This window comes from Roseobacter sp. TSBP12 (genome assembly GCF_009129705.1).
Classification (GTDB): Bacteria; Pseudomonadota; Alphaproteobacteria; order Rhodobacterales; family Rhodobacteraceae; genus Celeribacter; species Celeribacter baekdonensis_A.
Genome location: NZ_PYIB01000004.1, coordinates 168,910 through 188,617, shown reverse-complemented (window position 1 = coordinate 188,617; position 19,708 = coordinate 168,910). Strand labels below are relative to the sequence as shown.

Below are 19,708 nucleotides of genomic sequence, written 5' to 3'. Positions count from 1 at the left end.
GGGAGCCTGAGCGATTTGGTCTGAAAAGGGAAAGGCCCGCGCGTGTGCCCGGGCCTTGGATGTTTTTGGGACTTAAGCGGCCGGTTCGGTTTTTGACACCACGTTGGCCAGCGTGCCTTTTTGAACGCGCACTTTCACGCCCTCGGCAATCTCGACCTCAAGCGTGCCATCTTCGCGCACTTTCGCCACTTTGCCCATCAAACCACCTGCGGTGATCACCTCGTCGCCCCGGCGCACAGCTTCAATCATCGCGCGATGCTCTTTGGCTTTCTTTTGCTGCGGGCGGATCATCAGGAAATACATGATCGCGAAAATCGCAATCAGCGGTGCGAATTGCATGATCGGGTTAGCGGCAGCGCCACCGGCAGCTTGAGCATAGGCAGGAGTTACGAACATTTGGTCGTCCTTTTGTCAGTCATTCATCTGTCAGAGCGGCCCCTCGCCACCCCATAAAGTCGCCGCGCACCCTATAGTGGGCCTTGGACCTTGGCAAGCAATGCCCGCCACGTTTCACGCGCCTGTCATCCGTCGATAAAACGACATCAAAAACGGCTCACAAAAACCGCCCGCCGCGCTCGATCACTTCGATCTTGTAGCCATCCGGGTCGGTGACGAAAAAGAACTTGGTCACGCGGGTGCCCGCAGGCGCGAAATCGACGATCTTGCCGGGATTAAGCCCAGCCGCCTCCATCCGCGCATGTTCCTCGGCGAGATTTTTAACCGAAACGGCGAAATGGCCGTAGCCATTGCCAAGATCATAAGGCTCGGTGGTGGATTTGTTGACGGTCAGTTCCAGTTCAAAGGCAGACTCGGGGTTTGACAGGTAGATCAGCGCAAACTCCGGGAAGTCCAATTTCTCCGCCACATCTAACCCAAACGCCGCCTGATAAAACGCCACCGAGCGCGCTTCCTCTAAGACACGGATGCAGGAATGGATGGCTTGGGCTTGCATGGGCGTATCTGTCATGGGTCTCGGTCCTTTGGGCTTTTCATAGAGGTGGTTTGAGCTTCATATGGGGAGGCCATACCCATTTGCATAGAGCCTTTCGATGACTGATTTTATGACCCGCCTGACCCAGATGCTGTCCACCCCATGGGTTCCATGGATCATTTTAGGCGTAATCTCTGTGGGGGTCTTGCTTGGGCAGGTTCAGAAACACGTGCCCGATGATCCGATTGCTCGAATTAAAAAAACATTTGGCGCCGAGGACATGCCGCATGGTGTAGCTTGGCGATTGTCCTTTTGTGGATCGCACTCGGTGCGGTTCTGGCTGCGGGACTTTTGACGCTCTTGGCCGAAATCGCATGGAGTACCCTGCGGCCCGAAACAGCGGCGGGTGAGAGCGACTTTCGTTTTCTGCTCACCAAGACAACAGCGCTTACCGCCGTGCTGGGCGGTTTGATCGCCCTGCCCTTTACGGCTTTGCGTCTCAAACACACCGCCACCCAAACCCGCCATGCCGAGGATGTGTTATTCAATGAAAAACTCAATGACGCCAACACCGACCTTCATGCGCGGTATCAAACGACAGAAAAGCAGGAAGACGGCACATATGTCGACATTTGGAAAGACGACATTATACGGAGAAACGGCGCGATTGATCGGTTGGAAGCCCTGGCGATTGAACGGCCAGTGATGGCTCCCCGGATTGCGCGAATGTTGTGCGTGTATTTGAAAGAGATGTCGCGGGAATATCCGGCAGAGCCAGCCCCGGAAGATGTCAGGGAGATTTTTCCGTGGGTTCACAACCTCAGCGTCAAACGCTCCGACATGGAGAGCGCCGCACAGGTCTTGGGACGCATGGCAAAAGCGACCGGGATTGATCCCCAAATCCTCGCCATCGACCTACGTGGTGTCAACCTTCAGGCGATGGATCTGAGTGATCTAAACTTTGCCAAAGCGAACTTGGGAGAAGCCCACGCCGATGGCGCGTTTTTATTCAATACCACCCTAAAGGACGCGCACTTACACTACGTGTCTCTTGTAAAAGCAATTGCAAGAAATGTTGACTTCACGAATTGTATTATGGAGTCAAGCTACCTCATTGGTGCCAACCTTCGTGGCTGCAATTTTGAAAATGCTTGCCTTAACGCGTCCGACCTAACTTATGCTGACGTCGACCAATCCTACTTCAAATCGACATTCTTCGATGGAAACACCAACTTTGACGTCAGAGACATTGGTCGAGCTTCGTTTAGAGACACAGACTTAACTGATTTGGAAATCGACGTTCAAATGTTTGAACATGCGTTTGGCGACGCATCTGTTCTCATTGAGCCGTTTCCAGAGCATTGGCCAGACTATGAATTAGACGACGAAGAATTCGAACGAGAAAACGAGGAATGCACCGTGTTTGGCATGGGCGCCTACATCCCCCCGCAACTCCGCACACCGCCCGAACAACTCGCCGTTGATCCCCCCTGCCCGCTGAGGCATAAGCCTAGCTAAGATCAAATCACTTCTGAGGACTCCCCCGATGCATGACATCAAGGCCATTCGCGAAAATCCTGACGCATTTGACGCTGCTTTGGCGCGGCGGGGGTTGTCTGGGGTGTCGTCCGAGGTGCTGGCACTCGACGCGGATCGGCGTGCCAAAATTGCGGCGGCAGAGGATGCCAAGGCGGAACAGAACAAGGCTTCTAAACTTGTGGGTGCGGCCAAGGCCAAGGGCGACGAGGCGGAATTTGAGCGTCTGCGCGCGCTTGTAGCCGACAAAAAGGCAGAAATTGCCCGACTGACGGACGAGGCCAAGGACGAGGACGCCCGGCTCACCGACATGCTGGCCCGCATCCCCAACCTGCCCGCCGCCGACGTGCCCGAGGGCAAGGATGAGAGCGAGAATATCGAGATCAAGCGCTGGGGCAATGTGCCCAGCTATGACTTTGATCCGAAAGAACATTACGACATCACAGCCGTCTCCAAAGCGATGGATTTCGAGACCGGAGCCAAGATTTCCGGCGCGCGGTTTGTGGTGCTCAAAGGCGCTGTGGCGCGCATCCACCGGGCACTGTCGCAATTCATGCTCGACACCCATGTGGACGAAAACGGCCTGACGGAGATCAACACGCCGGTGATCGTCAAAGATGAGGCGATGTATGGCACCGATAAGTTGCCGAAATTCGGTGAGGACAGCTATCAGACCACCAACGGCTGGTGGTTGATCCCGACCTCCGAGGTGCCGCTGACCTATTCGGTGGCTAATGATATTTTGGACGAGGCCGCGTTGCCGATCCGCATGACCGCGCATTCGCTGTGCTTCCGCTCCGAGGCCGGGTCGGCGGGCCGCGACACGTCGGGCATGTTGCGCCAGCACCAGTTTGAAAAGGTCGAAATGGTCTCGATCACCCACCCGGACGCGAGCGACGCGGAGCAAAAACGCATGTTGGCCTGTGCCGAGGGCATCCTTGAAAAGCTCGGAGTGCCTTACCGCACGGTGGCGTTGTGCACCGGCGACATGGGCTTTGGCGCGCGCCGCACCTTTGACATCGAGGCGTGGTTGCCGGGCCAAAACACCTATCGCGAAATCTCCTCGGTCTCGACCACGGGCGATTTCCAAGCCCGCCGCATGAACGCCCGGTTCAAACCCGCCGATGGTGGCAAGCCGGAGTTTGTGCATACGCTCAATGGCTCGGGTCTGGCCGTGGGGCGGTGTTTGATTGCGGTGCTGGAAAACGGTCAAAACGCCGATGGTTCAGTGACATTGCCCGACGTGCTTGCGCCATACTTGGGCGGCAAATTGACCCTGACCGTCGAGGGCGTCTTGGCCTAACGGGCCAACCGCACCTCGCATGATCGTCTGACAAACGGCACCCTTGCCATTCCAGCCCCGCTATGGCCACCAGTTTTGGCGGCTATGACTCCTTGCTCTTTCCGGTTCCACAGGGCAATGCACAAGGCAATGTACCGCTCTATCGGCTGGGCAGGGCTTGGGCTTTGATCGCGAGTGTGATACACAATTGGGGTACGCATTGGGGCGAGGCCATTGTCGCCGCCTTCGCGGCGATGATCCATTTGCCGCCGTCCGCAAAAACGCGCGCAGAATCGTGATTTGAGCCGGAAAGACCTATGTCCAAACCATCAGGCCATATCGCCCAACATGGGTTTCCCGAAGATCAACGCCCCACAGTCGCCGCCCTGTTTTGGGAGGCGTTCAAGGCCAAGCTAGGTCTGTTGATGCGACCGGAAGAGACGGCGCTGAAATTTCTCACCCAGGAGGCCGATCCGTTACATGCCCTGTGTGTTCTGGACGAAGAGGGCACGCTTTTGGGCGTTGCGGGGTTTAAGACCGACACAGGCAGCTTTGTCGGTGGCGGGCTGTCGGACTTGGCACAGGCCTATGGCTGGCTCGGGGCGCTTTGGCGCGCTGTCGGCCTCTCGCTATTAGAGCGCGACCTTCAGCCCGGCGTGTTGACCATGGACGGTATCTTTGTTGCCCCGCAGGCCCGCGGAATGGGCATTGGCACCACGCTTTTGCAAGCGATCAAAACCGAAGCGGCGGCACAGGGCTGCCATGCCGTCCGCCTTGATGTGATCGACATCAATCCCCGCGCCCATGCGCTGTATGACCGTGAGGGGTTTGTCGCGCAAAAGACCGCACAGATCGGGCCGCTGCGTCATCTGTTTGGATTTCAAAGCGCGACGGAAATGCGGTTTGCTCTTAGCCCGGTTGCGGACGCGGCGCGCAGCCCGTGAGGATGGGCAGCGTAGCATCGAGGTCACAAACCATCTGTGTGCCATCCTCCGTCGCCTCGCCTGCCCCCTTTCAGGTCCGTTTCAACGCCTGTTGTGCCACGTCCATGACGTGATCCGAAAGCGACAGATCCGCCATATCTGCCGCGCTGACCCAAGCGGCCGCCATCGCATCATCATCGGCCAGCGGCACCCCGGATTTATAGGCACAGGCCACGGCGACCAAAAGGAAATGATGCATCACCTCGGCGCCATCGCGATCAATCAATTCGACATGCCCGATCACCTCGCCCGCCGTGGCCGTCACGCCGGTCTCCTCATGGAGTTCACGCGCGGCGGCTTCGACCAAACTCTCGCCAAGCTCGACATGCCCGCCGGGAAAGCCCCAAAGCCCGGCATCGGGCGGATTGCGGCGCTGCACCAAAAGGAATTTGCCCTCATGCAGACAGACCGCCAACACCGCAAGTTTTGGAATTTGAGGCACAGTTTGGCTCATCAAGCTACTCCGCCGCCTTGCGCGCTTTGATCCTTTCTAGCATCGGTTTGAGGTAGCGCCCCGTGTGGCTTGCCTCGACCTCGGCCACCTGTTCGGGCGTGCCGGAGGCGACAATGCGCCCGCCGCCATCGCCGCCTTCAGGGCCAATGTCGATGATATAATCGGCGGTCTTGATCACATCGAGATTGTGTTCGATCACGATCATCGAATTGCCCTGATCGACCAGTTCATGCAACACCTCAAGTAGCTTTTTGACGTCTTCGAAATGCAGCCCCGTGGTGGGTTCGTCCAAGATGTAAAGCGTGCGGCCCGTGGCGCGTTTCGACAGCTCTTTCGACAACTTCACCCGTTGGGCTTCGCCACCTGACAGCGTCGTCGCCTGTTGCCCAACCTTGATATAGCCAAGCCCCACACGCACTAGCGCATCCATCTTTTCGCGGATCACCGGAACGGCTTTGAAGAACTCCTGTGCGTCTTCAACCGTCATATCAAGAACGTCAGCTATGCTTTTGCCTTTAAACTGAATTTCCAGAGTTTCACGATTGTATCTCTTGCCGCGACAGGTCTCGCATTCGACGTAGACATCGGGCAGGAAATGCATCTCGATCTTGATCACGCCATCGCCCTGACAGGCCTCACACCGCCCGCCTTTGACGTTGAACGAAAACCGCCCCGGCTTATACCCGCGGGCTTTCGATTCCGGCAGACCGGCGAACCAATCGCGGATCGGGGTGAAGGCCCCGGTGTAGGTCGCGGGGTTGGAGCGCGGGGTGCGACCGATCGGGCGTTGGTCGATGTCGATGACCTTATCGAGGTGCTCAAAGCCTTTGATCGTCTCACACGGCGCCGGCGTTTCCCGCGCGCCGTTCAGTTTGGTGGCGGCGTTTTTATACAGCGTCTCGATGGTCAGCGTCGATTTCCCGCCACCGGACACGCCGGACACACAGATGAATTTGCCCAGCGGGAACTCCGCCGTCACCTCTTTGAGATTGTTGCCGGTGGCTTTGACCACGGTCAGCGTCTTGCCATTGCCTTTGCGCCGCTTGCTTGGCACCGACACTTCGCGGGTGCCCGCAAGATATTGCCCGGTGAGCGAGGCGGCGTCCGCTTCGATCTCTTGCGGCGTGCCTTTGGAGACGATTTGCCCGCCATGGACCCCCGCCCCCGGCCCCATGTCAAAGACGTAATCGGCCTCGCGGATCATATCCTCGTCATGCTCGACCACGATCACGGTGTTGCCCTGATCACGCAGGTTTTTCAGCGTGCCGATGAGGCGATCATTGTCGCGTTGGTGCAACCCGATGGAGGGCTCATCGAGCACATAAAGCACGCCCTGAAGCCCCGATCCGATTTGCGAGGCCAGCCGGATGCGTTGGCTTTCGCCGCCCGACAAGGTGCCCGCATTGCGCGACATGGTCAGGTATTCAAGGCCAACGTTGTTCAAGAACCCCAACCTCTCGCGGATTTCTTTGACGATGGCGCGGGCGATTTCTTGTTTTTGCGGCGAGAGCGCGTCCATCACACCGAGCGTCCACTCATAGGCCTGTTTGATCGACTTTTCGACCACTTGGCCGACATGAAGCAGTTCGGTTTCCCCATCGACAGCGGAGCCGATCTTAACCGCCCGCGCCGCTTCATTCAGGCGATAACCACCGCACAGCCCACAAGGCCGGTTGTTTTGGTAGCGTTCAAACTCTTCGCGCACCCAATTGCTGTCGGTTTCGCGGTAGCGGCGTTCCATGTTCGGGATCACGCCTTCAAAGCTGCGGGTCACCTCATAGACGCGGCCACCGTCATCATAGCGGAACGGGATTTCCTCTTTGCCAGAGCCGTAGAGAAAGACCTTTTGCACGTCCTCGGGGATGGATTTCCACGGCGTCGAGGCTTTGAAACCGTAATGTTTGGCCAGCGCTTCGATGGTCTGGAGGAAATAGGGCGTTTTGCCTTTGCGCCAGGGCGCGATGGCCCCGTCGGCAATTTTGAGCGCCGCATCGGGCACGACCAAGCGTTCGTCGAAAAACAGCTCGACCCCAAGCCCGTCACATTGCGGACAGGCCCCGAACGGCGCGTTGAACGAAAACAGCCGAGGTTCGATTTCCGAAATGGTAAAGCCCGAAACCGGACAGGCGAATTTTTCCGAAAAGGTCAGACGCTCTGGATCGCCCTCGCCCTCTTTCGGCGCGGTCTCCAAAATGGCGATGCCGTCGGCCAGATCAAGGGCGGTGCGCAGGCTGTCGGCCAGACGGGTTTCCAATCCCTCACGCACCACCAAACGGTCCACCACCACGTCAATGTCATGGCGGAATTTCTTGTCCAATGTCGGCGGTTCATCGAGTTCGTAAAACGCGCCATCGACCTTGACCCGTTGAAAACCCTGTTTGCGTAACTCCAAGAATTCTTTGCGGTATTCGCCTTTGCGGTCGCGCACGATCGGCGCCAAAAGAAAGCCGCGCGTGCCCTCCTCCATCCGCATGATGATGTCGACCATGTCCTGAATCTGTTGCGCCTCAATCGGCTCACCTGTGGTGGGGCTATAGGGCGTCCCGGCGCGGGCAAAGAGCAGGCGCAGGTAGTCGTAAATCTCGGTGACCGTGCCCACGGTCGAGCGCGGATTTTTCGAGGTGGTTTTTTGCTCAATCGAGATCGCGGGCGACAGGCCTGAGATGTGATCCACATCCGGCTTGCCCATCATATCCAAAAACTGGCGGGCATAGGCAGACAGGCTTTCGACATAGCGGCGCTGGCCCTCGGCGTAGATCGTGTCAAAGGCCAAAGAGGATTTGCCCGACCCGGACAGGCCGGTGATCACCACCAATTCGTCACGCGGAATATCCACATCGACGTTTTTGAGATTGTGCTCGCGCGCGCCGCGCACTTCGATAGTTTTGAGTTCGACCATAGCCCACTTGCCCTCTGTCCACACCCGATCTGACCGGACTCTTTGCCCCGGCGCAGCCGCTCCCCATATCTAGGCGAGCGTGGCCTATGTTCCAACAGGAAAATAAGAACGTAACAAGAACTTTTGGCGTCTGTGCTGTTTTTTCCACCATCGGCACGCCCGGACAGGGCTTTGGTGATTTCATCACAGACACACGCTTGCCCTAAGGCCTAGAAGCAGCGCCAAGACATGCAACAGATTGCAAAGGTGAACTGAGATGTTTGGATTGTTTGGCGGTGGGCCGAAAATATCTGTGGATGAGGTCAAAGCCGGGCTGGCGCAAGGCACGATGATCTTGGTCGATGTGCGCGACAAGCAAGAGTTGCACATGACGGGTACAGCCAAAGGCGCGATCCATGTGCCGCTGACGGTGATTGCGGCGAAATGTGATCCGCGTTCGCCCGATTGCCTGCCCGCGTTCAAAGACACGAAACTTACCAAGGTACTGTACTGCGCCTCGGGGGCGCGCTCCTCAAATGCCGCCTCCCTGTTGAAACGGCTGGGCCATGAGGATGTGCAAAACCTCGGCGGGCTGCACAATTGGGTCGCCGCTGGTGGTGAGGTTGTAAACGTCTAACGCGCTTTCACCGCGCGTAAAACACAGAAAAGGCGACCATTTGGCCGCCTTTTATCAGTCTAACATTGAACGGATTATTCTGCGGCCTCAGACACCGTGCCCTCAAACTTCGCACCATCCGGGCGAATGACCGTGTCGGCAGAGCTGGCATCCGGGCCCATGTAATAGCCCCGGCGCGCGGTGAACCGCCCGGCGATGAAGCGCATGAATTCGGTCACCCGCGGCACATGGCGCAGGTCCGGGTGGGTCAAGACCCAAAGCGGCGTATGATCGGTCAGCTTCAGCCCCGGCACCCGCACCAAATGCGGGTCGCTGTCCCCCAGGAAATGCGCGGTGCGAACCATGCCCACGCCCTGACGCGCCAAAGCCATGGCCGTGATCATATCATCGGTACGCATCGCCACCCGACAGCTTGGCAGATCGGCAAAAAGCGCGGTCGGATTGGTCTGCGCCCAGGCCAAAAACGCGATATAAGGCAGATGCGTTTCGGTATCGCGCCCCTCGATCACGTCTTTATACTGTTCGATGAAACTCGGGGCGGCAAACCATCCGGCACGTTGCGACGACATCATCCGGCCCCAGAGGCTTTCCTCGGGCGATTGCGTCACCCGGATTGCCACATCGGCCTCGCGCCGGTGCAGGTTCAACACCTCCGTCGCGCCAACGATTTGCAAATCAATAGCCGGGTGCAGCTCTTTGAATGTTTTGAGATCCTGCGCGAAATGATTGTCGGCCAAAAGCGGCGGGATGGTGACTTTCAACTCGCCTTCTTCGGTCTCGTCGCGAGCGGCGAGCGCCATATCGAGCGCGACCATGCGCGCCTCGACCTCTTCGGCATGGGCAATCGCCACCTGCCCCGCTTCGGTCGGTTGCAGGCCGGAGGCAAGACGGGTGAAGAACCGCACTCCGGCAGTGTCTTCGGCCTTGGCCAATTGCCGCGACACGGTGGCATGGTTCACGCCCAGCACTCTGGCGGCGCCAGACAGGCCACCTTCACGCGCAACGGCGAGAATATAACGCAGAGAATCCCAGTCAGTCATATTGACACATTACATCACATCTATTTGCGCACAAGGGGCGCGCTATCTTGCAGGCTTTGCCCATATGTATTTATGAAACGATATGGTTTTGCAAATAAAAAGCGCCCCGAAGCCGGGGCGCTTTTCTCACTCAAAGCGGCGTCAGCTTAAATATGCAGTGCACGGCCATAGGCGTCGAGCACCGCTTCATGCATCATTTCCGACATGGTCGGGTGCGGGAAGACCGTGTTCATCAGGTCTTCTTCGGTGGTCTCAAGTTCGCGACCGATGACGTAGCCCTGGATCATTTCGGTGACTTCCGCGCCGACCATATGCGCGCCCAAAAGCTCGCCGGTTTTGGCATCAAACACGGTTTTCACCAGACCCTCGGCCTCGCCCATCGCAACGGCTTTGCCATTGCCAATAAAGGGGAATTTGCCGACCTTGACCTCATATCCGGCCTCTTTCGCCTTGGCTTCGGTCAGACCGACAGAGGCCACTTGTGGGTGACAATAGGTGCAGCCCGCAATCGAGTTTGGCTTGATCGCATGAGGGTGCAGACCGGCGATGAGTTCGGCGACCATGACGCCCTCATGCGAGGCTTTATGCGCCAACCACGGGGCGCCCGCGATGTCGCCAATGGCGTAAACGCCCTCGACGCCAGTGCGGCAATAAGCGTCCGTGACCACATGGGTGCGGTCGATTTTGACGCCCATCTCCTCAAGGCCGAGACCTTCGACATTGCCAACGATGCCGACGGCGGAAATCACCGTGTCAAACTCGTGTTTCTCGATTTTACCGCTGATTTCGATATGGGCGACGACCTTGTCTTTGCTCCGATCCAACTGTTTGACACCGGATTTTTCGTGGATGGTCATGCCCTGTTTGACGAATTGCTTTTTGGCGAAAGCGGAGATGTCTTTGTCCTCGACCGGCAACACACGGTCCATGACTTCGACCACAGTCGTGTCAGCGCCAAGCGTGTTGTAGAAGGAGGCAAATTCGATGCCGATGGCACCCGAGCCGATAACAAGCAGCTTTTTCGGCATGTATTTGGGCACCAACGCGTCGCGGTAGGTCCAAACCCGGTCGCCATCGCCCTCAAGCCCCGGCAATTGCCGCGCCCGCGCGCCGGTGGCGACGATGATGTTTTTGGCGGTCAGGATCTCGTCCTTGCCATCATTGGTTTTGACGGAGACCTTGCCTTTTCCGGCCAATTTGGCCTCGCCCATGATCGACGTGACCTTGTTCTTTTTGAACAGGCCTTTGATCCCGGCGTTCATCTGTTTGGCCACACCGCGCGACCGTTTGACGATGGCATCGAGATCAAAACCGATGTTGTCAACGGAGAGGCCGAATTCCTTGGCCCGGTGCATTTGGTGATAGACTTCGGCGGAGCGCAACAGCGCCTTGGTCGGGATACAGCCCCAGTTCAGGCAAATCCCGCCGAGGTTTTCGCGCTCGACACAGGCGACCTTAAGCCCCAACTGCGCCGCACGGATCGCGGCGACATAGCCGCCAGGGCCCGCGCCGATGACCACGAGGTCAAAAGATGTGCCAGAAAATGTGTCAGACATGGAGGGTCCTCCCGAAACCAAAATCAACGCCTTTTCGCCTTCCCGTCTGGGGTCAGCGAAAAGGCCCGCGCCATTTCAATCGTGCCGTCGCATTGCTGTTGATCTGCGATCCCGAGCGACGACAAAACAATTTAGTTTGATACTAAACTATCTTGAAAATCGTGGCAACGGGGCGCGCGCCCCTCAGCCCGAAAGGCTGCGTCCCGCTCAGCGCATAGCTTGAGCGGTAGACGCATAGATAACACGGGAAGGTTTGAAAGCCCGGAAAACCACGCCCGGATCAGGCCGCGCGCGCCGCCGCCATGTCTTTGAGCACCGTACCATAGCCGCCGGAGGTGATAAATTGCGCCTCGGGGTTGGTCGTGCGCCGATCCAAAGCCGCGTTGCGATATGGAAAGCGGCCAAACATGCGGATCACTTCGCGATGCGCCTGCGCGTGACGCAGATTGTCAGGCTCATCCGAGAGGCGTTCAAACATCAGGCGCACACAGCGGTCCTGATCGGTCAGGTTTTCGGAATGCATCAACGGAAGGTAGAAAAACTGCCGTGCGGGCGCATCAATGCGCATGTCCCAGCCCTTATCAATCGCGGCCTTGGCGGCGGTGAGGGCGATCCGGTCCGAGGCAAAGGCGCGTCCCTGCCCGCGGAACATATTCCGCGACATTTGATCATTGAGAATGATATAGGCCAGCGCGCCGGAGGCATGGGTCAGCCAGAGCGAATAGGCGCCCTCCTGGGCCTTTTCCCAAGTAGAGAGGAACTGATCGCGGATGCGCGCGTCAAGGGCCTCATCCACCTTATACCAATCTGCCGGGGTCAACTCATCCAGCCAAAAGGCAAGAATATCCTCTGGCGTTTTCTGCGGGGATTGGGTGTGAGTCTGGGCCATCAGTCGCTCCTCTGGACGGCGTCATCGTTATGAAACCGTTACAATCCAAAAGAGTGGTGCGCAAGTTAATTATAATTACCTAGGGTAATTTGTTATCAATGTTGCTGAAAATGCCAACCTCAAGCCTCATCAGCCGTTTTGAGGCCTGTGATCTGCTCATCCTCATGGCTTGCCTCTTCGGCCCGTTCAATCGCCACCTCTTGGGCGATCTCCCCAACCACAGGCGAGGCAGAAGGCATCACAGCGACATAGGACGTGGTTTCATCCACCGGCACGGCCGCGCGACGGGTCATCCGCCACAGCGCATAGGCGGCCACGCCTCCCATCAGCACTGCCTGCATCAACCAATAGCCTCGCGGACCGATATTGCCCATCAACCAACCGGCGATCAGAGGCCCCCCGACGGCGCCCACCCCGTTGATGAACAACAGCCCGCCAGAGGAGGCGGCCATGTCTTCGGGATCGAGGTAATCATTGGTATGGGCGATCAGCAGCGAATAGAGCGGGTTTGCCGCCCCGCCCGCGACAAAAGCGATGCCCAAAACAAGCACATAGTTGCCGGGAATCAGAATGCCGACGAGACAGGCGACCGTGCCCATGCCCGCAACGCCAAAGATCGCTTTGCGCCGGTCGATGTGATCCGAAATCCAGCCAATCGGCATTTGAAACGCCACGGCGCCAATGTAAATCGCGGCGATAAAGGTGGAGATTTGGCCCAAAGAAAACCCCGCCTGAGTGGCATAAACCGCCCCCATCGCCATTTGCGAGGCAAAGACGCCGCCCATCAAAAACATGCCGACACAGCCCAAGGGCGAGACTTCAAACAGCTTTTTGAAGGTCATCGGTTTGGAGGTTTCAAAGGCGGGTGTGGGCGTCACAGACAACAGGATCGGCGCGAAAGAGATCGAGACCAAGACCGAGGGGACGATGAACAAAACGAACCCCGAGGGGTCACCTTGGGACAAGATCCACTGCGCAACGACAATGCCGACCATCTGAACCAGCATATAGGCCGACAGCGCCTTGCCGCGCACTTCGTTGGAGGCGGCGTTGTTGAGCCAGCTTTCCGAGGTCACATAGACGCCGGAAAAACAGAACCCCAACAAGACCCGCAGAGCGGTCCAGACCCATGGGTCCGCGACCACCGGGAACAGAATCAGCGCGGCAGAGATAAAGGAGCCGAGGGCCGCAAACACCCGCACATGACCGACACGGCGAATGAGCAAGGGGGCGGCACGCGATCCGCCCAAAAAGCCCAGGAAATAGCCTGACATGACGATGGAGATTTCCAAAGTCGAAAAGCCTTCAAGCCCGCCGCGAACCCCCAAAAGGGAGCCCTGCAAACCGTTGCCGATCATCAGTAAAAGAATGCCCAACAGGAGCGGCGAGGAGGAGGCGAGAACTTGTTTCATTCCCGGACCCTATTTGGATTCGAAGAGGAGGGAAACCCGCGCTTTCCGGCGAGGACTTGTTTCGAAGAAATCGGGTCTCTCGCCCTCAGTCGCTTTGCGGCAGCAAAAGCGAGGCATCGCCATAGGAAAAGAACCGGTAGCCCTCAGCGACAGCATGTTCATAGACCGCGCGCATCCGCTCGCGCCCCATCAGCGCCGCCACCAACATCAAAAGCGTGCTTTTGGGCAGGTGGAAATTGGTCATCAACGCGTCGGTAATGCGGAACGAATAGCCGGGTTTGATGAAAATATCGGTCTCGCCCAGAAACGGCGCGATCACGCCGGGCGCGGGCGCGGCAGATTCGATCAACCGCAGCGCCGTGGTGCCGACCGGGATCACCCGCCCGCCGCCTTGCTTGGTGGTGTTGATCTCATGCGCCGCGCCTTCTGAGACCTCGCCCCATTCCGCATGCATTTTGTGATCCTCGACATTGTCGACCTTGACCGGCAAAAACGTCCCGGCGCCGACATGCAGCGTCACATAGGTGAACTCCACGCCCTTTTGCGCCAGCGCCTGGAGCAGCGGCTCATCGAAATGCAACGAGGCGGTGGGCGCGGCTACAGCCCCCATATTGCGGGCCCAGACGGTTTGATAATCCTCTTTGTCCTGGGCATCGGCTTTGCGCTTGGCCTCGATATAGGGCGGCAAGGGCATGGAGCCCGCAGCGGCCAAAGCGGCGTCGAAATCCGCGCCGGTGAGGTTAAAGGCGACAATCGCCTCGCCGTCGTCTTTGGCCACCAAAGTGGCGGACAGTTCATCGGAAAACCGCACCACCTCGCCCTCTTTGATCTTTTTGAGCGGCTTGATCAGTGCCCGCCAGATCATCCCGCCATGCCCCGCCTCCGCCTGTGGCTCCAACAGGGTCACTTCGATCCTGGCCTCTTGATAGCCCTGCGCCGTATCTCGTCCACGTTTGCCGGTCAGGCGCGCGGGCAACACTTTGGTGTCGTTCAACACCAAGCGATCGCCGGGCTGCAACCATTGCAAAAGATCGGTGACATGACCATCGGTGATACTGTCCGGCGTGGCCACCAAAAGCCGCGCCGAAGAGCGCGGTTTGGCGGGCCGTGTGGCAATCAAAGCCTCAGGCAGATCGAAATCGAAATCAGACAGTTTCATAGGGCCTCACCTCAGGCGGATTGGGTTACTCGCCCCCGGCGGGCTTTTTACGAAAGATGTCACGCAACGCCCCCGGCGTCAGGATGGAGAGCGGATTGACCCCAACAGCGGGCGATTTGGCATCCCCCGTCAGCGTATAGGTAAAGCCAAACAGCCCCTCGCCTTTGCGTGCCACGACCTGCCCCAGAGCATTGATAAAATAGACGGGCGAGACGACCCCTTGAAGGTCCACCTGCCCTGCGGATGTGTCATAAAGCCCTTCGAGGGTAATGCCAAGAGAGGGGCCTTCGGCGGTGCCATCGCGGATGCTCAATCGCCCCGGACGCAGGGTGAAATCGCCTTGAACCTGCGAAAACTGAATGCCGCCCGCCCCGGTCATCTGATCAATCAGACCGACAACAGAGACCGCGGACAAAAGCTCGGCCAGCGCCGGGGCGGACTGCACCCGGATGTCTTGGATCACCACTCGCCCGTCGTAGCTGCCCTCTTCGGGCAAGGCGGTCAGGCCAAAACTCAATTCACCACCAGAGGCGCGTTCCAAAACCCCCGCCGCCGTCACGATGGACCCGGCATCTTTCGAGGTTGCGGTGATCGTTGGGCCATAGGGACCGGGACGCACCGTGCCGGTCAAGGTCCCCGCGCCGTTCAGGTCGCCCCGGAAAGACCCTGTCACCCCGTCCGCCAGGGACAGGCGCGCTGAAAAGGCATTCAACTCCTGGCCCTTGGTGATCACAAACCGATCAAGCTGCACCTCTATTGGAATCGCAGCGCCCGTGCCCGCCCCCGATGAGCCGCCAAACGTGGCCTCCGGCAGGTCAAGCCGCCCGCCGCGGATTTCGACTTTGACCGGCTGCCCTGCGCCCTGCCCGACCAAGGAGGCGGGCACATCAAGCCACCCGCCCAGCTTGAACCGATCCACATCCAGCCGGTCAAGTGTGCCTTCAGGCGTCAACGTCACCCGCCCGCCCGTGGCCTCAAGCCCCGCCGCAGAGAGCGCCAGGTTGGTGATATCCGGCCGATCGCCCGCCGTGCCTGAGATCGTAAATGTGCCGCGCGTTCCGGCGGGTTTGCCCCATTTGAGCGGCGCAAAACTCAGCCGCATGCCCGAGAGGTCAGAGGAAATGTCGAATTTCGGCGGCTGGCCTTTACGCAGTGCCACGGACAGGCTCCCCGTCGCGTCGCCCGCCACGGTGCCGTCCGGCAAAGCGATCTTGAACGTGTCCAAAAGCGCCTGATTGAGGGTGATCCGCCCGGTCATATCCGATGAGCCACGATGATCGGGACCGAAGTTTTTGCGCCATTGCCCGGCGGCCTGTGCCGTCCCGATCCGTGCCGACCCCGCAAGGGTCAGCCCCGCGGGATCGACAGTCAGCGCCAATTGATCGGCGGAGAGCACCTGCCCACGCATCAACTGATCCGAGGACACATCGCTCAGCGTGCCATTGAGCAGGAAATTCACATCCTCAAAGGTGACGATCTTATTGAGCGGAAAGGAAATCGCGCCGCGCAGACTGGCCTGCCCCTTGGCCACATCGGGGCCGAAAGCGGCCTCTTTGAGCACCGAAAACGGTTTTTCCGCCACCAAGGACAGCCCCGCCTCAACCGTCGATTGGGTGGCCAACGAGATGTCCAAACGCGCCGGTTTTTCGGTGATATTGGGGATGCGCACCACCGTGCCCGCCATATCAACCGCGCCGCCCATCGGGGGCGTGACTACGCCGCCATCCAAGACCACCGTCAAGGCATTGCCAAAAATCGAGCCGTAACCATGCCCGCCCAAAAGCGGCGGTTGCGCCGGGATATAGCGCAGGTCGAGATCGTCAAAACGCCAATCGAGCGCCAGCGTCGGCGCGCTTTGTCCCGGCACAAACCGCAGCGCCGCATTGAGGTCGCGGTAAGTGGCGGAACGGATGTTTTCGACCATCCAATCGCGGGTTTTGGCGATGGCTTTCGGTGGCCAGAGCGCCATGAGTTCGGCGTTGGTCACAGCATCGACATTTAGATCAAGCCCAGCCTGCCAGCCCTCCGGCGTGGCCGCAGCACGCCCCGTGCCGCGCAGCCATAGATCGCCCTGTTTAAGATCAAGCTGGCCAATCTCAAGACGAAACGGCGCGAGCCGCAATTGCAGATCGGCCATGCCTTGATCGAACACCAAAGGTTCGGAGAACACGCCATCGGGCGCGAGTTTCAGCTCGGACAGCTGCCATTGGCTGGTGAAGACCTGCGGCCAGGCCCCATCAAAATCACGCAGCAAAATATGGCCGCGCCCACTGATGTTGAGCGCGTCGGTTTTGAGGCTGAACTGAGGAAATTCAATGCGTTCTTTGGTGGGATCATAGTCAAAATACCCGCTCGCCCCCTCAAAGGCCAAAGGCTTGGCCCCTTCCCCGGCAACGATCTGACCGGCGCCAATGGCAAGCTTGCCAGAATAGTGCGCCAGCCGCCCCTTTGTATCAAATTCGGCGCGCATGGCGGCGGAGACGGGCGCATCCACCACGGATAAAAACGACAAAGCCGGGCTTTGCAGGGCGAAATCGCGGGTGGGCGCATTGTCCATGCTCAGCGACATGACCGTCGCCAAAGAGCCTTTTTGCGAGGCAAAACTGACCTCGACATCGGAAAGGTCTTCGGTGCCGTTGAACAGTTCGAAATTCAGCGTGATGTCAAAGTTTTCATCCGAGTTGAGCAGGATCACGGCAGCGTCTGTCGCCTGCCACAACCGCCCCGATCGGGCGTCTTCCAGCGAGACAGTGATTTCGCGCGCTTCAACGCGGGAGATTTTCGATAAGGGCTCGGTGGAAAAGGCGCGGTCAATCGCCTCCAACACTTCCGCGGCCGAACCTGCCGTGCCCTGCGCGCCGCCAAAATCCAAGGCAAATGTCCCATCAGCTCGCCGTCGCACCGTCACCTGCGCGCCGGAGAGGCGCAGCGTGTCGGGCCGCAGCCGCCCCTGTTTGAGCGCGTCTTTTGAGAGCACCGCACGCAATTCATTCAGCCGGGCGATTTCTGCGCCAGAGCCATCAATCAAGCCGACATTGCGGGCGGTGACACGCGGAACAAAGGTTTTATCGACCAGGACCACGATCCGGCCGATGGAGATTTTGGCGCCATCGAGATCAGAGTTGATCTTTGTCTCAATGCGCGAGGTGATCATGTCGGGCAAAACGATGGTCCGCCCGGTGAAGGCCAGAACCGCGATGCCGATGAACAGCGCCACAAGGGCCATGAGCGCAAGCGACCACAGGCCAAAGCGATGCGCCGGATGCAGGCGCTTGCGAGCCTCGGCGGAGGTTTCCCCTGTTTCGGTCCCCAAGGGCGGCGCGCCCGCAGCGGAGGCGTCCACAGAGGCGGACGCAGCCAGAGACTCTGCGGCACTCACAGGGGTCTGCGCTTCGGACATCTCCGCGCTGTGTTCCGGGTCGGTGCCCGACGTGCGATCAGACGTTTGCTCCGACGTGTGATCCGGGGGGGGACGCTCGCTCATTTTAACTGCTCTGAGGCTTGTGTTGGTTTTATCTTGTCGTAAAGCGGCCTAAAACGAAACCGAAAGCCTGTGCAACGCGTAAAACTGTTCACCGCGTAAAAGTGTTCACACGACATTATAAGGAGATCGACATGCTTGACCAAGGAACCATGGCCCCGGATTTCACCCTGCCCCGCGATGGCGGCACGGATGTGGCCCTGTCCGATCTGCGCGGGCACAAAGTGGTGCTGTATTTCTACCCGAAAGACAATACGCCGGGCTGCACCACCGAGGCGCTGGATTTCACCGCCCTCAAAGATGGCTTTGCCGCGGCGGGCATTCAGGTTTTTGGCATTTCCAAAGACAGCGTCAAAAAACACGACAATTTCTGCGCCAAACACAGTCTCGGCATCCCGCTTTTGTCCGATGAGAATGGCACAGTCTGCGAAGACTATGGCGTTTGGGCGGAAAAACAGATGTATGGCAAAACCTTTTGGGGCATCGTGCGGGCGACCTTTCTCATTGATGAAGACGGCAAAATTGCCCATGTCTGGCCCAAGGTCAAAGTCACGGGACACGCAGACGAGGTTCTTGCGGTCGCCACCGCATGAGCGCGACTTTGAACACAGGGCCGCTGACGCTGGCGCAAATGGCCGAGGCGGTGCTGCGCACGGCGGATGGGCGCGAGAAAACCGCGCTCAGCCACCGCTATGCCGAGATGTGGCGACAGTCGCGCGCGCCAAACGGCACTCCGATTGAGATCGGCACGGCCTCCCCGCCCTTGCAACCGGCGCGCCCGGACAAGCCCGAACAGCTCGACCCGCGCGATGTGCCGCGGCGCAAACCCGGCAGTCCCGAAGGCCGGATCGCGATTTTGCACGCGATTGCCCATATCGAATTGAACGCGGTGGATTTGCATTGGGACATCGTGGCGCGGTTCACCCATGTGCCGTTTCCGATTGGATTTTATGACGACTGGGTCAAGGCGGCGGATGAAGAATCCAAACATTTCAACCTGATATGTGATCGACTTGAAGCGCTCGGCTCCTTTTATGGCGCCCTGCCTGCCCATGCGGGGATGTGGCGCGCCGCCGAGGATACGGTGGAGGACATCATGGGACGGCTGGCGGTGGTGCCGATGGTGTTGGAGGCGCGGGGTTTGGATGTGACACCGGGCATGATCAAGATTTTCCAAAACGCCAAAGACCGCGAAACGGTGGAGGCGATGAACGTGATCTATGCCGAAGAAGTGTCTCATGTCGCCTATGGCGCCAAATGGTTTAACTTTCTCTGTGGTCGCGAGGGACTGGACCCGACCGAAGAGTTTCACGCCCTTGTGCGCCGGTTTTTCCCGTCGGGCACCAAGCCACCCTTTAATGACGAAAAACGCGCCGAAGCCGGGATGCCGCCGGATTTCTATTGGCCCCTGTCCGATGAGATGCCCGCCGCCTGGCGATAAAGCGTCAAGGCCCCCCCTGCGGCAGGCGG

At 58.8% G+C, this 19,708-nt stretch carries 17 protein-coding genes; 7 read left to right on the top strand and 10 right to left on the bottom strand.

Going from position 1 to position 19,708, the window contains the following annotated elements:
* Nucleotides 1–72: 72 nt before the first annotated feature.
* Complete coding sequence (yajC, locus tag C8029_RS01925) at nucleotides 73–396, bottom strand: preprotein translocase subunit YajC (protein ID WP_009571455.1); 324 nt, start codon at nucleotides 394–396, stop codon at nucleotides 73–75.
* A gap of 157 nt (nucleotides 397–553) precedes the next feature.
* Nucleotides 554–967 (bottom strand): VOC family protein, encoded by a 414-nt coding sequence (locus tag C8029_RS01920; RefSeq protein ID WP_193217568.1) that lies wholly within the window; start codon nucleotides 965–967, stop codon nucleotides 554–556.
* A 261-nt stretch (nucleotides 968–1,228) separates the two neighbouring features.
* On the opposite strand from C8029_RS01920, the gene C8029_RS01915 reads away from it, so the two are divergent.
* The 4 genes from C8029_RS01915 (at nucleotide 1,229) to C8029_RS01900 (ending at nucleotide 4,693) form a co-directional block, all read left to right on the top strand.
* Nucleotides 1,229–2,449 (top strand): pentapeptide repeat-containing protein, encoded by a 1,221-nt coding sequence (locus C8029_RS01915; protein WP_152002118.1) that lies wholly within the window; start codon nucleotides 1,229–1,231, stop codon nucleotides 2,447–2,449.
* Between the two features lie 28 nt (nucleotides 2,450–2,477).
* Complete coding sequence (serS, locus tag C8029_RS01910) at nucleotides 2,478–3,770, top strand: serine--tRNA ligase (protein WP_152002117.1); 1,293 nt, start codon at nucleotides 2,478–2,480, stop codon at nucleotides 3,768–3,770.
* A 62-nt stretch (nucleotides 3,771–3,832) separates the two neighbouring features.
* Entirely contained in the window at nucleotides 3,833–4,048 is a 216-nt protein-coding gene (locus C8029_RS01905; protein WP_152002116.1) for a hypothetical protein, read from the top strand.
* A gap of 18 nt (nucleotides 4,049–4,066) precedes the next feature.
* Nucleotides 4,067–4,693 carry a GNAT family N-acetyltransferase gene (locus C8029_RS01900; protein ID WP_152002115.1) on the top strand — a complete coding sequence of 209 codons (627 nt, stop codon included), beginning with the start codon at nucleotides 4,067–4,069 and terminating at the stop codon, nucleotides 4,691–4,693.
* Between the two features lie 70 nt (nucleotides 4,694–4,763).
* On the opposite strand, the gene C8029_RS01895 is transcribed toward C8029_RS01900, so the two are convergent.
* Both C8029_RS01895 and uvrA read right to left on the bottom strand, forming a co-directional pair.
* A complete protein-coding gene (locus C8029_RS01895) occupies nucleotides 4,764–5,186 on the bottom strand; it encodes an NUDIX hydrolase (protein ID WP_009571461.1) in 423 nt (140 codons plus the stop codon).
* 4 nt (nucleotides 5,187–5,190) lie between these two features.
* Complete coding sequence (uvrA, locus tag C8029_RS01890) at nucleotides 5,191–8,085, bottom strand: excinuclease ABC subunit UvrA (RefSeq protein WP_152002114.1); 2,895 nt, start codon at nucleotides 8,083–8,085, stop codon at nucleotides 5,191–5,193.
* Between the two features lie 256 nt (nucleotides 8,086–8,341).
* Between uvrA and C8029_RS01885 the strand changes: the two genes are divergently transcribed.
* Complete coding sequence (locus tag C8029_RS01885) at nucleotides 8,342–8,701, top strand: rhodanese-like domain-containing protein (RefSeq protein ID WP_009571463.1); 360 nt, start codon at nucleotides 8,342–8,344, stop codon at nucleotides 8,699–8,701.
* Between the two features lie 74 nt (nucleotides 8,702–8,775).
* Here the strand turns inward: C8029_RS01885 and C8029_RS01880 are convergent, their stop codons facing one another.
* From C8029_RS01880 to C8029_RS01855, 6 genes are all read right to left on the bottom strand, one after another.
* The gene (locus C8029_RS01880) at nucleotides 8,776–9,741 is read right to left on the bottom strand and encodes a LysR family transcriptional regulator (RefSeq protein WP_009571464.1); all 966 of its coding nucleotides are present in this window, start codon (nucleotides 9,739–9,741) and stop codon (nucleotides 8,776–8,778) included.
* 146 nt (nucleotides 9,742–9,887) lie between these two features.
* The gene (lpdA, locus tag C8029_RS01875) at nucleotides 9,888–11,297 is read right to left on the bottom strand and encodes a dihydrolipoyl dehydrogenase (protein WP_009571465.1); all 1,410 of its coding nucleotides are present in this window, start codon (nucleotides 11,295–11,297) and stop codon (nucleotides 9,888–9,890) included.
* Nucleotides 11,298–11,577: 280 nt separating this feature from the next.
* A complete protein-coding gene (locus C8029_RS01870) occupies nucleotides 11,578–12,186 on the bottom strand; it encodes a DUF924 family protein (protein ID WP_009571466.1) in 609 nt (202 codons plus the stop codon).
* A gap of 119 nt (nucleotides 12,187–12,305) precedes the next feature.
* Nucleotides 12,306–13,598 (bottom strand): MFS transporter, encoded by a 1,293-nt coding sequence (locus tag C8029_RS01865; protein WP_009571467.1) that lies wholly within the window; start codon nucleotides 13,596–13,598, stop codon nucleotides 12,306–12,308.
* Nucleotides 13,599–13,683: 85 nt separating this feature from the next.
* The gene (queA, locus tag C8029_RS01860) at nucleotides 13,684–14,757 is read right to left on the bottom strand and encodes a tRNA preQ1(34) S-adenosylmethionine ribosyltransferase-isomerase QueA (RefSeq protein WP_152002113.1); all 1,074 of its coding nucleotides are present in this window, start codon (nucleotides 14,755–14,757) and stop codon (nucleotides 13,684–13,686) included.
* A gap of 25 nt (nucleotides 14,758–14,782) precedes the next feature.
* Entirely contained in the window at nucleotides 14,783–18,241 is a 3,459-nt protein-coding gene (locus tag C8029_RS01855) for a YhdP family protein (protein WP_152002112.1), read from the bottom strand.
* Between the two features lie 131 nt (nucleotides 18,242–18,372).
* Between C8029_RS01855 and bcp the strand changes: the two genes are divergently transcribed.
* A complete protein-coding gene (gene bcp, locus C8029_RS01850) occupies nucleotides 18,373–18,831 on the top strand; it encodes a thioredoxin-dependent thiol peroxidase (protein ID WP_009571470.1) in 459 nt (152 codons plus the stop codon).
* The gene (locus tag C8029_RS01845) at nucleotides 18,828–19,679 is read left to right on the top strand and encodes a ferritin-like domain-containing protein (protein WP_009571471.1); all 852 of its coding nucleotides are present in this window, start codon (nucleotides 18,828–18,830) and stop codon (nucleotides 19,677–19,679) included. The genes bcp and C8029_RS01845 overlap by 4 nt, the downstream gene beginning before the upstream one ends.
* The last annotated feature ends 29 nt before the right edge of the window (nucleotides 19,680–19,708 follow it).

Coding starts and splice junctions, on each gene's coding strand:
- C8029_RS01885 (WP_009571463.1), top strand. CDS start 8,342: ATGTTTGGATTGTTTGGCGGTGGGCCGAAAATATCTGTGGATGAGGTC.
- C8029_RS01865 (WP_009571467.1), bottom strand. CDS start 13,598: ATGAAACAAGTTCTCGCCTCCTCCTCGCCGCTCCTGTTGGGCATTCTT.
- C8029_RS01880 (WP_009571464.1), bottom strand. CDS start 9,741: ATGACTGACTGGGATTCTCTGCGTTATATTCTCGCCGTTGCGCGTGAA.
- C8029_RS01920 (WP_193217568.1), bottom strand. CDS start 967: ATGACAGATACGCCCATGCAAGCCCAAGCCATCCATTCCTGCATCCGT.
- queA (WP_152002113.1), bottom strand. CDS start 14,757: ATGAAACTGTCTGATTTCGATTTCGATCTGCCTGAGGCTTTGATTGCC.
- C8029_RS01870 (WP_009571466.1), bottom strand. CDS start 12,186: ATGGCCCAGACTCACACCCAATCCCCGCAGAAAACGCCAGAGGATATT.
- C8029_RS01905 (WP_152002116.1), top strand. CDS start 3,833: ATGGCCACCAGTTTTGGCGGCTATGACTCCTTGCTCTTTCCGGTTCCA.
- lpdA (WP_009571465.1), bottom strand. CDS start 11,297: ATGTCTGACACATTTTCTGGCACATCTTTTGACCTCGTGGTCATCGGC.
- bcp (WP_009571470.1), top strand. CDS start 18,373: ATGCTTGACCAAGGAACCATGGCCCCGGATTTCACCCTGCCCCGCGAT.
- C8029_RS01900 (WP_152002115.1), top strand. CDS start 4,067: ATGTCCAAACCATCAGGCCATATCGCCCAACATGGGTTTCCCGAAGAT.
- uvrA (WP_152002114.1), bottom strand. CDS start 8,085: ATGGTCGAACTCAAAACTATCGAAGTGCGCGGCGCGCGCGAGCACAAT.
- C8029_RS01855 (WP_152002112.1), bottom strand. CDS start 18,241: ATGAGCGAGCGTCCCCCCCCGGATCACACGTCGGAGCAAACGTCTGAT.
- C8029_RS01845 (WP_009571471.1), top strand. CDS start 18,828: ATGAGCGCGACTTTGAACACAGGGCCGCTGACGCTGGCGCAAATGGCC.
- serS (WP_152002117.1), top strand. CDS start 2,478: ATGCATGACATCAAGGCCATTCGCGAAAATCCTGACGCATTTGACGCT.
- yajC (WP_009571455.1), bottom strand. CDS start 396: ATGTTCGTAACTCCTGCCTATGCTCAAGCTGCCGGTGGCGCTGCCGCT.
- C8029_RS01895 (WP_009571461.1), bottom strand. CDS start 5,186: ATGAGCCAAACTGTGCCTCAAATTCCAAAACTTGCGGTGTTGGCGGTC.